The sequence below is a fragment of the Limnohabitans sp. genome (genome assembly GCF_034680285.1).
Lineage (GTDB): Bacteria > Pseudomonadota > Gammaproteobacteria > Burkholderiales > Burkholderiaceae_C > Limnohabitans_A.
Genome location: NZ_JAXITC010000003.1, coordinates 236840 through 248013 on the forward strand (window position 1 = coordinate 236840; position 11174 = coordinate 248013).

The 11174-nt window shown below is 50.9% G+C and carries 14 protein-coding genes and 1 tRNA gene; 7 read left to right on the top strand and 8 right to left on the bottom strand.

Going from position 1 to position 11174, the window contains the following annotated elements; all coding sequences use genetic code 11:
• Positions 1-23: 23 nt before the first annotated feature.
• Positions 24-479, bottom strand: coding sequence for a rhodanese-like domain-containing protein (locus SWE17_RS04430; RefSeq protein WP_108312933.1), 456 nt, complete (start codon positions 477-479; stop codon positions 24-26).
• A gap of 67 nt (positions 480-546) precedes the next feature.
• Between SWE17_RS04430 and SWE17_RS04435 the strand changes: the two genes are divergently transcribed.
• Positions 547-1044 (top strand): class I SAM-dependent methyltransferase, encoded by a 498-nt coding sequence (locus tag SWE17_RS04435; protein ID WP_322991898.1) that lies wholly within the window; start codon positions 547-549, stop codon positions 1042-1044.
• A gap of 865 nt (positions 1045-1909) precedes the next feature.
• On the opposite strand, the gene SWE17_RS04440 is transcribed toward SWE17_RS04435, so the two are convergent.
• Genes SWE17_RS04440 through SWE17_RS04455 form a run of 4 tightly spaced genes read right to left on the bottom strand, consistent with a single transcriptional unit; the run spans position 1910 to position 5435 of the window.
• A complete protein-coding gene (locus SWE17_RS04440) occupies positions 1910-3454 on the bottom strand; it encodes a PP2C family protein-serine/threonine phosphatase (protein WP_322991899.1) in 1545 nt (514 codons plus the stop codon).
• A gap of 33 nt (positions 3455-3487) precedes the next feature.
• Positions 3488-4534: an adenylate/guanylate cyclase domain-containing protein gene (locus tag SWE17_RS04445; RefSeq protein WP_322991900.1), complete on the bottom strand. Its 1047-nt coding sequence runs from the start codon at positions 4532-4534 to the stop codon at positions 3488-3490.
• Positions 4531-4905, bottom strand: a complete 375-nt coding sequence (locus SWE17_RS04450; RefSeq protein ID WP_322991901.1) for a DUF1987 domain-containing protein — start codon at positions 4903-4905, stop codon at positions 4531-4533. The genes SWE17_RS04445 and SWE17_RS04450 overlap by 4 nt, the downstream gene beginning before the upstream one ends.
• 8 nt (positions 4906-4913) lie before the next feature.
• A complete protein-coding gene (locus SWE17_RS04455) occupies positions 4914-5435 on the bottom strand; it encodes a SiaB family protein kinase (protein WP_322991902.1) in 522 nt (173 codons plus the stop codon).
• Between the two features lie 539 nt (positions 5436-5974).
• Between SWE17_RS04455 and SWE17_RS04460 the strand changes: the two genes are divergently transcribed.
• Complete coding sequence (locus SWE17_RS04460) at positions 5975-6292, top strand: hypothetical protein (protein ID WP_322991903.1); 318 nt, start codon at positions 5975-5977, stop codon at positions 6290-6292.
• A 112-nt stretch (positions 6293-6404) separates the two neighbouring features.
• On the opposite strand, the gene SWE17_RS04465 is transcribed toward SWE17_RS04460, so the two are convergent.
• Positions 6405-6671, bottom strand: a complete 267-nt coding sequence (locus SWE17_RS04465) for a hypothetical protein (protein WP_322991904.1) — start codon at positions 6669-6671, stop codon at positions 6405-6407.
• Between the two features lie 243 nt (positions 6672-6914).
• Between SWE17_RS04465 and SWE17_RS04470 the strand changes: the two genes are divergently transcribed.
• A complete protein-coding gene (locus SWE17_RS04470) occupies positions 6915-7511 on the top strand; it encodes an SOS response-associated peptidase (RefSeq protein WP_322991905.1) in 597 nt (198 codons plus the stop codon).
• A 10-nt stretch (positions 7512-7521) separates the two neighbouring features.
• On the opposite strand, the gene SWE17_RS04475 is transcribed toward SWE17_RS04470, so the two are convergent.
• Entirely contained in the window at positions 7522-8703 is a 1182-nt protein-coding gene (locus tag SWE17_RS04475) for a patatin-like phospholipase family protein (RefSeq protein WP_322991906.1), read from the bottom strand.
• A gap of 183 nt (positions 8704-8886) precedes the next feature.
• Between SWE17_RS04475 and SWE17_RS04480 the strand changes: the two genes are divergently transcribed.
• The 4 genes from SWE17_RS04480 (at position 8887) to SWE17_RS04495 (ending at position 10263) form a co-directional block, all read left to right on the top strand.
• Positions 8887-9267, top strand: coding sequence for a response regulator (locus tag SWE17_RS04480; RefSeq protein ID WP_322991907.1), 381 nt, complete (start codon positions 8887-8889; stop codon positions 9265-9267).
• Positions 9268-9387: 120 nt separating this feature from the next.
• Positions 9388-9516 (top strand): hypothetical protein, encoded by a 129-nt coding sequence (locus tag SWE17_RS04485; RefSeq protein ID WP_322991908.1) that lies wholly within the window; start codon positions 9388-9390, stop codon positions 9514-9516.
• 188 nt (positions 9517-9704) lie between these two features.
• Positions 9705-10154, top strand: coding sequence for a MerR family transcriptional regulator (locus tag SWE17_RS04490; protein WP_322991909.1), 450 nt, complete (start codon positions 9705-9707; stop codon positions 10152-10154).
• Between the two features lie 32 nt (positions 10155-10186).
• Positions 10187-10263: transfer RNA gene (locus SWE17_RS04495), tRNA-Pro, on the top strand.
• A 93-nt stretch (positions 10264-10356) separates the two neighbouring features.
• Here SWE17_RS04495 and SWE17_RS04500 read toward each other — a convergent pair.
• A complete protein-coding gene (locus SWE17_RS04500; protein WP_322991910.1) occupies positions 10357-10959 on the bottom strand; it encodes a response regulator transcription factor in 603 nt (200 codons plus the stop codon).
• Between the last annotated feature and the right edge of the window lie 215 nt (positions 10960-11174).

Genomic DNA, 11174 nt, shown 5'->3' on the forward strand with positions numbered 1-11174 from the left:
ACTGTTAGTCTTGAGCGATCAAGTCAGTGCTTGGGCGCTGCACCACTGGCTCGTGCGTTGGCGTCAAGACCACCTTTGGCTTTCCACTCGGCGTATCCACCCTGGAGAATCTTGACGTTTTCCCAGCCCGACACGCGCAGCGCAAAGCCTGCCTGGGCAGACAGACTGCCTGTGTTGCAATAAATCAGCACAGCTTTGTCCTTAGGGATGCTTGAACTCTTGGCCAGGACCTGGCGCCACTCGATGTTGACCGCCCCAAGCATGTGCTCTTTGGCAAATTGCGCGGCGTCCCGTGCGTCGATGATCATCATCTTGCTGTACTCGCTCTTGGGAATTTGCTCTGCAAAAATGGTGCCGCCACCGTAATCCACAAACTCCAGGTAGCCTGACAATTCGTCCATCAGCTTGGCTTTGTCATTGGCGACAGCAGGCGCACCAGCCAACAGGATGAGCATTGCGGTGCAGAGTAGTTTTTTCATAGTTGCATATTCCATAAGCGATGTCTAATATTATTGCTCAAGCAACGCATCCACAGTCAGGTGCTACATGGTTCATCCAACCGACCATTGGGAAAACGTCTATCGAAGTAAAAGTTTTGATGCGGTGAGTTGGTACGCGCCTCATCTGGGCGAGTCACTGCGCCTGATTGAACAACTGTGTCCAGACAAGACTGCGGCTATTGTCGATGTTGGTGGAGGTGAGTCCACCTTGGTGGATGATCTTTTGCACCGTCACTGCCTTGACCTGTCGGTGCTCGACATTTCCGCAGCTGCGATCGATTTCACCAAACGCCGTCTAGGCGCGAAAGCTCAGCAAGTGAACTGGCATGTTGGGGACATCACGCGCTACAACTTCGGAGACAAGAAGTTTGACCTTTGGCACGACCGTGCGGTGTTTCATTTCTTGACCGATCCAGCCGCTCGGCAGGCATATGTTGATCTGGTACGAGGCTCAGTCAAGCCCGGCGGATACGTGCTCATGGCCACGTTCGGCCCGAACGGGCCTTTGCAGTGCAGCGGGCTGCATGTGGCCGGCAGCAGCTAGTCAAGCATCAACTCTGACCGACAGCTACCGCTGCATTGCAGTTATAAAAAATAACCTGGTGAGTCATCGGCGCAGGTGAAATTTATGAGCTCCCTGCCGCTAATCGTCAGCAAAGCGAAGGGGGTAGGTCGAAGTACAAATCACAAACTTCATGCACATCGGGCACTTCAAACAAAAAATTTATATACATTGATCGACGGCTCTACGTGTGACTCGCTTGAAAGTTGTGGCTCGAAAATTTCTCAGCGTAAAAAAATGACACTTGATCACAGCTATGGAATTGTTCCGACGATTTAACTGACATCAAATTCTGTACATTGACGTTGGATCGAGCGCGCACAAATCAATCCCCATCCTGCGGCGCCCAACTCATAGGAAGAGGGTGCTCAATCGTCGCCATCAAAACTTTATATACATTGGCCAGTGCGAACCAAAACTCCATGCACATTGCCGGTCTGTGGCTTGAAACTCTATACACATTGAGCCAGCCCGTGCAAAAACTCTATATACATTGAGCCGTTTCTGAGCAACAATGACATGTGAGAGGTGCTTAAAAAACTAGCACCGTAAAAAGAAATGACACTGGTTTACAGTCGGCGTCACAAAGTAAATTTTAAAATATCACTTTATAATTAAATTGGTATACTACAAGTATACTACTTTGACCCTGTTGAAATCAGCTAAGTTGTTGTTTTTAATGGGGAAAAAGGTGAAATGTTGGCGTTTTCACACTGCAGGGGTCGCAAGTTCGAAACTTGCATCGCCCACCAAAATTTCTCAATTAAAAAAGCACTTAGAGATGCCTCTAAGTGCTTTTTTTATTGGTTTAGAGAAGTATGGGCCGTATTTGGAAATTCAAACAAATTCAAAGGTCAATGCAAACCAGCGTCACATCGTCTCGGCGTTCGTGAGTGCCACGCCAAGTATCCATGCCGATCATCAGACTTTCCAAAACCTCATTGACCGATTTGTCGTGGGTTGACTCAAAAATGGCATTGGTTCGGCCATAACCGAATGAACGCAGTCTTTCACCGCCCCCCACTTGATCGGTCAGGCCATCGGTGGTGATGAGTAAGCGGTCTCCTACTGAATAGTCGATGTGACGAATCGCCATTGGCAGGTCTGCGCTGGGCTTGGCTGAAATGCCATTGCGGGGCGACTCTATCCAATCGAGCTTCTTTTGGGCGTTTCGGTAGTGCATGACATCGATGCCCGCCAGCCCCAGTCGCAGTTGATGGGACTGAGGCACCTGCTGAATCAAAACCAAATCGCAGCCGTTGGCCACATCGCTGTTTTGGTCAAAACTACCAAAGGACTGAACCAGGGACTGGCCTATGCCAGCGGCTGCAGTCTCCAAAGTGCAAAAAGGATCCTCTGCAAACAATCGGGTCAAAGTGTTGCTCACCAACATGGCCGTCATGGCCCCTGGCACACCGTGTCCAGTGCAATCGATCACGGCCAGTGTCACAGGTCCTGGCGAATCTTCTGAAGACAACCACCAGGTGTCGCCTCCAATGGTGTCCTTGGGTTCCCAAAGGACGGCAAAGTCTTTGAATCCGTGCCTTGGGCTCACTTTGGGCAATTGATTGAGCTGAACTGCTGCTGCATAACGAATTGACTCCATGGTTTTATCATGGACTCGTTTGAGGGCTTGTTCTTGCTTGAAGGTTTGGTCTAATGCGGCTTTCAGAAGAGCCTCTCTGCATTCGAGCCGATCTTTCAACACGCAATAGGCCCGATTTTGATCAGGCGCCATGGGCATGAGTACCAAATCAAAGAAATACTCCGAATGAGACACCAACTCGTGGGTCAGTTCTTTGTTGAGCGTTAATTGAAAGTCCCAACCATCTGGTAATTGCAAGCGCAAGTTGAACTGAATGGTGCCTCGTGACCAGAGCGAATAAGGCTTGGCTAATTTGGAGTTGAGTTGAATGAGGTAATGGAGAGGCAATCCCGATGGATGGCGACGTAAAAACTGCCCGACAGGGTAATCGGCTTGCAAAGTCGAAGCCACCAGAATCTTGGTCACTTCCTCACAATAGGCGTTCAAAAAATTTTGAAAAAATTGCTCCAACTCAACAGGGTTGGAATGAAGCCTCCCCTCGAACTGGTACTCGGGCTCGTTGAGTCGAAGCTGCAGTGGGGAGCGAGCGAGTTCTTCTGGCGAAAAAAACTGTCTGGGCGACTCCAATCCAATCCAGGTCAATCCAGCATCACCAAACCGCTCATAAACAGCTTCAAACAAATCGACGCGCAGCTGATTGGGATAAAAAAGCGTTCGATCAATCGAGTCGATGTTGTGTTTGGCCAAAACCGACTGACCCAAGTGGTTGAATTCTTTGAGCGTTTCAACCGCTGCCGCAAAGAAGGCCCCAGAAACCTCGAACGAAGACTTCGCTGGATTAATCATGTGTTGGCTCCCCAAGGAGATGTTGGGCAATTTTCACGAAATTTGGTTCGCCACAGCGCGCAGTTGTTCTGCCAATTGCTGGCGTTCGGAAGGTGTCAAAGTGGACACGTCCAGATCGATGTTGACGCCAGCCTGATGGTTCAAGGCCACGGATTTAGGGGTCTGGATTTGCTTGGGCCCCAAGACCGCGAAGGTTTTCACATCACGGGCAATGCCCTTCATTTTGACCGGCTGGCGTTCTTCCACCTCAACCAAATCTTGAACGTAGCAATAGGTTTCGTAACTCATCAAGATGCCGCCTGGATCTGAGTGGGATTCCAAGCGTTGGGTCAAATTGACCTCGCCGCCAATGATGGTGTAGCTGAGGCGCTGGTCGCTGCCGAAGTTACCGACATTGCAGTAACCCGTGTTGATGCCAATCCGAATCACAAAGGGGTTTTCAAACCCCTTGTTTTTCCATCGGACCGCCAGTTCTTTCATTCGCGCTTGCATGGCCATTGCCATCAAAACACAGGCTTGCGCGTCTTCTTGGTGGCCTTTGCTTTCTGGGTCGCCAAAGAAGACCATCATCGCATCGCCAATGTATTTATCAATGGTGGCGCCGTGGGCCATCGCAATCTCGGTCATTTCCGAGAAGTACTCGTTCAAATACTCGGTCAAGGCTTCGGGTTGGAGCAGATCTGAAGTGGCTGTGAAGTCACGAATATCGCTGAAAAAAACGGTGAGTTTTTTTCTTTGCGTGGCGACCTTTGATTGGTAGGTGCCCGACAACAAAGCCGACATGATTTGAGGCGGTAAATACTTGGCCAATTGCTGCGAGAGCAACTCTTGCGTCTGCCTTTTGAGTTCCAGCTCTTGTGTTTGGGCCTTCAAATTCTGGTTCAATTTCACCAGCCGCTGCTCTTGCCGGTCAGAATGCCTCAGCAAATTTTGATTTTCATTGAACAAGCTCACAAAACCATCAAACAGCCTTTGGGCGAAAGGCTTGAGGGTTTTCAAGTCCTGCGACTCAAGCAAGGTTGAGCCCTCTGAAATCAGAGCCTTTTCTCGGTCGTACAGGTCAAAAGAATCTTTGCTCAAGTGGACAGCGTCTTAATGGTTAAATTGGGAAAGCGGTCGATGAAATCCTCACCCAGCTCTTGCATGATGTCATCGTCCTCATCAGCCAACCACTGGATGGCCACCTTTTGGCCCTTTTTTCGATATTCATCGAAGCCCTCAAAGATTCTGAATATCGCTTTGATGCTGGAACTGTTGATGTAGATGAGTTGGATTTCAACGGTCAATTCACCAGCTGGAGACTCAACCAAAGAATTGACCGCCTGGATAACTTGGCCATAAAAGGCTGAGACGTCCTCAGGGTAGGACTCCCCTTTGATGCTCAACTTGGCAGGTTGAGAACTCAAGACAATTTCAGGGGTGCGGTCGGTGGCGGCAATGTTCAGCAACATTTTTTTCCTTAAATGGTCGCGGCCAAAATGAAATCAACAGTGTCTTTGTCGACATCCACAAAGGCGTAATTGATAGGTTGGCTGGATCGTCGGGCAATTTCCAACAGTCCCAAACCAGCGCCAGGCCCTTCATGTTCGTTTGAGCTGGACATGCCTTCACGGTAAAGTTGACGGATGGTTTCTTTGTCAGCGTTGACGATTTGGCTGAGTCGCTCTCTCAACTCAAGGGTGTCTTTTTGCGCAATCCGGTTGCCGCACATGATGGTGACTTGCCCTTGGTCTTGGGTGATCAAAATCATGCCCGATGTGTCTGAGTCGTCCCCACCGTGCCAAATCAAATTTTGCACGCCCTCCATGAAAACCGAAAAAATGGTTTTGGAGCGTTTGGGATCGTCTTGGGCCAACATTCGACTTTTCAGCAAATCGGCCAATGTCAACATCAGTTCATCTGAAATGGCACCGTTGTAGGCCATGATGACTTTGTGAGTTCTTAGCTGGTTGCGCAAACCAATCGCTTGATTGAGATCCATGCCGATGCCCCTTTGGGTAAACAGGTGCTATGAATTGATAAATCTGATTCTAGTGGCAAAGCACGCCATGGCCATTGAGGTTGTTGCGGTCTTTGTTCGCCTTCTTTCGGTCTTTGTATTGTCCGTTTAGGATTGATTGGTTATTTGGAATGGCGTGCGGTTATTGGGTTGCCCCTTACATTTAATATCAAAAGCTCTAGAATTTGTTAATTATCAGATTGGATCAACAAATGGCTTGTCAAATGAATGCAGTCAGCGGAACTTGTTTGGGGCTTTTATGGCTCGCTGTGGTTTCAGGCGCACAAGCTCAAAACAATCCTAAATCGAACGGGTCGCTCCCCATCACAGCCGATGCAACTTGCATCGTTGCAGATTTGAAGGCCATTGCTTTAGAAACTCATGATGTTCATGAGCGGGGCGTGAGGGCCAAAGGCTGGCTTCAAAAATTTGGCCCCAATTGTTCGCCATTTCAAATTGCCTTGATCAGTGCCAATCGAAACACTTGGTTGGGCCATGCGGATTCGCCGAATTTTGTCGCCATGATTGATCGCATCAATGAGCTGAAGCACATCAACATGACCAACGCCCAAAGTCCCAGCAAACCTTTGGGCGCCGATGACGCTGCATCTTCCCAAGTCAGTGCAGTGGCAAAGGCCAGGCCTCCCAACCTGGCGCAAGCCAACCAGCAGCCTGTCATGGCCCAACCCGTGGTCCAACCGCTGGTGCAACCCAATTTGGCGCCTGCTGCGGCACAAGGCCAGCTGGCGCCTAAACCCGTCCAGCAAGCAGCTGCTGGCGCGGCACCCCAAGTCGCCGCAGCTGCACCTGCACCTGCAGCAGCAGGCGCGAAAAAATGATGTGACCCCTTATTTCTGACGGACCGTCTCAAGGGGCACGATGCGGAAACCTTGAACACCTTTTTCCGTGCATTTCCCGCGACAACTCAGCGGGCTGGGCATTTCAAGGACATCAGCCGCCAGTTGAATCCTTGATGCATTTCTTGGTGAAGCTGTTTTTCGCAGCGCCAGCCAGTTTTTTCTCAGTGGCCTGCGCTTCGCAGGTGGTGGTGGCTGTTGCAAGCGCTGCAGCGGCATCTTTTTCGCATTTTTGGAGGAAGCTGTTTTTGGCTGCTCCTGCGAGCTTTTTCTCTGAGGCTTGTGCATCGCAGGTAGCGGCAAAGGCAGGCGAACTCAAGGTCACGATGGCGAGCGAGAGCAGGGCGATCAATTTGTGCATGAGATTTCCGTGAGCCAATCAAAAACTGCAAGTTATCAAAATTGATGACTGTTGGCAAGACTGACGTATTTGGTGGTTTTGGGGCGCTCCTGTTTGTTCTGTTTCGTCCGATGACTTTAAGAGCTTGTTCAGAGGGCATGCTGCAGTGAATGCTTTGACAGGCACTTGTAAACTTCACGGGTGTGCACTAATTTCACGCCAATCAAACGCAGCCAGTGGGTCAGGGACAACTTCGGTGTTGATTTGCCATCCGGCTATCCCGATGAAGCCTTCCCTGGTTACGCGGCCCCTTTGGTTGTCAAAAGTCACCAGTCTGGGCGAGTGGCTTGTGGTTTGGCCAAATTTGGTTTGATCCCTGCTTGGGCCAAAGACAACAAAATCAGCCGTCACACCTACAACGCTCGCAGCGAGACGGTGACGGAAAAGCCGAGTTACAGAACCGCCTGGCGGCAACGTCAATTTGGGCTGGTGTTGGTCGATGATTTTTACGAACCCAGCTATGAATCTGGCAAAGCCGTGCGCTGGAAGATTCAGCTTGCCTCGGGTGATCCGTTTGCCATTGCCTGTCTTTGGGACCGATGGAAAGATCCCCAGACAGGTGAAGTGCTGGTCAGTTTTTCCATGCTGACAGTCAACGCCGACGAGCACCCCGTCATGCGTCAATTTCACAAGCCTGGCGATGAAAAGCGCACACCCGTTGTCATGGCGCCGCACTTGCATGACCAATGGCTGTCCGCGAACACGGCACAAGCCCATGCGCTGATGGCCTTGACCCACATGCCTGAGTTGAAGGCCTTCTCGGCCCCATCAACACTCGCTACTCGGCAACAAATGGCCTGACAGAACCGATTCAGTTCTGGGCACACCACCCAAAAAATTGGTGAATGTCTTCATGTTGCGCCATGGCATCTGCTTCACCCAAGGCAATGAGTTCTTGGGTGTATGCGGCTTCAAACAACAAATAACTCACCAGTGCATTGCCTTGGCCCTGAAGCGTGTTGAGGCTGGCGCCCAAGGTGCGCAGCAGGCTTTTGACCGTGGCGGGCAAGGCATCGGCGTGCTTGGCTGCGATCACATCCAAACGCTGAGAGGGGGCAATCAAGAGCAATTGAACGGGGCGCAAATGGGTGGAATGGCGTTTGTCCTCCGGTATCAGCGCCAAGGTTTGGTTGATGCGCTGCATGCGTTCAACGTCCACAGCCAGTGAGTCCAAAAAAATACTCGACAAGGCATGACCAGCAATATGGGCCAGCGAGGGGTAACTGGGTTCACCCGAATCCTTTTTGGGAGGCTCGAGCATGCGGCCTGCGCCTACGACCAATATTTTGTCAGCGCCCAAATGGATGGCGGGTGAAATCGGCGCTGTTTGCCGCATGGAGCCGTCACCAAAATACGCATTTCCCTGAGGTCCATCCAGCCGCATGGCCGGAAAGATGAAAGGAATGGCCGAGCTGGCGAGCAGGTGCTCGTTTGACAAGCGGCCGTGTTGCGCCAGTCGTTGGTTGCGAACCCAAGGGGTAACCGCATGTTGGCTGTCATAAAAAGTGACATGTTCGCCAGTGCTGTAGCTGGAGGCCGTGATGGCCAAAGCGCGCAAATGGCCTTGCTCCATCAAAGCAGGTAAGCGCTGCAGATCGATGCGTTGAGCCAACAGTTCACTCAAGGGGTCGTTGTTCAGCAGTGATTTGGGGCGAATGCGCTTTTGAGCAATCAACCAGCCCAGTGAGAGCAAAGAAATCCAGCGTGCGCCAGATCGGATCATGCCCAGAACGTCTGAGCGGTAGACCTGTTCGACCTGAAAATTTCTCCAGACATCGACCAACTCGTCCAAGGCCAGGTCAAATCGGTCGGCATTGCTGGCCAGAAAAGCGGCATTGATGGCGCCAGCGGACGTACCAGAGATCACCGGGAAAGGGTTGCCTTGGGCGGCTCCCGCTTCGCGCCGCATGCGCCCTATGGCTGCCAACACGCCTACTTGGTAAGCCGCGCGGGCGCCGCCGCCAGAGAGGATGAGACCGGTTTTTTGAGCCATGGCCTTGATCGTATTGGCGTTTTGATCATCTCAAAATGGGGAATACACCTGTTTTGCGAGGAAACTTCGTGGGTGCAAATAAATGCTAATTTTTGAGATTTGTTTTCACCATCAGTTGGTAAAATGCTTTGAAGATCTGATAACCGATAAATTTCTGAATCTGCAAACCTCCAACCTCTATTTATGACTACTATTTTGCTCGTTGAAGATGAGGTCTTGTTGCGTGAAGGCGTTCAAGAAACGCTGGAGGTTTATGGCTACACCGTCATTGGTGCTGGAGACGGTATCGAGGCCTTGGATTGGTTGGAGCAAACGCCCATTTCCATGATCATCACGGATTTGGTCATGCCCAAAATGAACGGTGTGGCCTTCATCGAGCAAGTTCGGATCAAACACCCCAGTCTGCCCATCATCGTCGCCTCGGGTAGCCCTGATTCGGTGACCAGCCGATTGGGAATCGATACGATCCACGTCCCTGGGGCCACAGCCTGCATCGTCAAACCATTCAAAAGCAAAGACCTGGTCGCCTTGGTCGAAAAGGTCATGGCCGATACCAAGGCTTGAGTTTGCAGCGTTTCCATCGTTTGTCAGGCTGCTCACAGTCGTCGGTTTGCAACAACGGTATGTACATGGAAGGACTTCAGGGTCACAATGCTCGTGTAAAACAATACTGCGAGGCAAATCATGAATAAATTGAAAATTTCCCAAATTAAAAGTCTCTCTGCAGGCTACTACGCAGTTGGCATCGCAGCTTTTTCGGCCTTTTTTGGGATCTTGGCCGTCATCGTGGAACTGGTGCACCGCAACAGTTGACCGCTTAAGGCTTGTTGCATCCAACAAGCACAGCCGACCTTTCCAAGGTTTGTTGCTGAAAAATGATGGATCCAGAAGCAGCATTTCTTGGTTGGATTCAATTCTGAGAAGCCATGTTGGAATTTGGCTCGCATGACTGACTGAGTTGCAGTAAGCTACGAGGTTTTCCACGCAACTTGTTGTCGTTCATGGACAGTCTGCTCCCCCCCATACCTGCCAAACGCTACTTCACCATCGGTGAAGTGGGCGAATTGTGCGGCGTCAAGCCGCACGTTTTGCGGTATTGGGAGCAAGAATTCACGCAGTTGAGGCCCGTCAAGCGCCGCGGCAATCGCCGCTATTACCAGCACCACGAAGTGCTGATGATTCGGCGCATTAGAGACTTGCTCTACGACCAAGGCTTCACCATCAGCGGAGCGCGTAACCGCTTGCAAGAGTTGGTGCAATCTGACCGTGCGGGTCGTTCTGAGGGGCCAATGGAGGTCGATTTGGACGATTCCGAAATGATGGACCCAGAGTTGATGGGCGTCGCTCCAGTGCGGCCAGTTTTGTTGCCCGCCGGTTGGGGTGAAGCGAGTGGAGCGGGGCATTCGCTTCAGCAAGAACTGGTAGAAATTAGAGCGATGCTGACTCTTTAAGTGTCATTTATCCGGTTATACTTTCAGCTTGTCGGCGTGTAGCGCAGCCTGGTAGCGCACTTGCATGGGGTGCAAGGGGTCGCGAGTTCGAATCCCGCCACGCCGACCAATCAATCTGAAAAAGACCTCTAACCAACTTGGTTAGAGGTCTTTTTTTTCGCCGACAAGTTCATCTGAGCTCGGTGAGCCCAGATTCGTCTTTTCAATTCAAGCCCAGTTGTGTGATGCAAAGGGCCAATTGCTGAAGCGACGTTACCTGCATTTTTTCGAGAATGCGCGATTTGTGCACCTTGACGGTGGCGTTGCTGATGTCCAAATTCAGGGCAATGGATTTGCTGAGCAGACCTTGAACCAGCAAAGCACAGACCTCTTTTTCGCGAGGCGTCAGGCTGTTGTAGCGAGTCCTCAGGTCAACCTTCACCATGGCCTTGGTCGATTCCTGCAGGTCTTTGCTCAGGGCCGATTCGATGGCGGTCAACAAATCCTCCAAATTAAAGGGTTTGAACAAAAAGTCGACGGCCCCTTGCTTCATGGCCAGCACGATCTCGCTGGCTTGCCATTCGCCGCTGATGAAAATGATGGGCGTTTTCCGCCCAATGCTGGCCAACTGCTTTTGTAAGGCCACTCCTGACATGCCTGGCATCTGCATGTCCAGCAAGATCGTAGCGGGCGAAACGGGCAGGGCGTTTTGCAAGAACGCTTGGGGGTCGTTGTAAACCTCTGTGCTGTATCCCAGACGGGACAACGTGTTCCCCAGAGTTTCTCCAACGATTGCGTTGTCATCGATGACGTAGACGTGCTTCATGAATGGTTCGTTTGTTTGGCTTTCATTCATCCTAATAGGCTATTGGCTTTGAGGATATTGGCTTTAGAGCTAATAAGTAGCGTTTTGGCGAGCAGCAGTGCTTCATCCTAGCCCAAGAGCTAATGGTTCAAAGTCTTGAAATTTGATACTTTCAACACACTTCGCAACAATTTTTCATTATTGCGATATCTGAATTTATTTAACTCTAAAAGTAA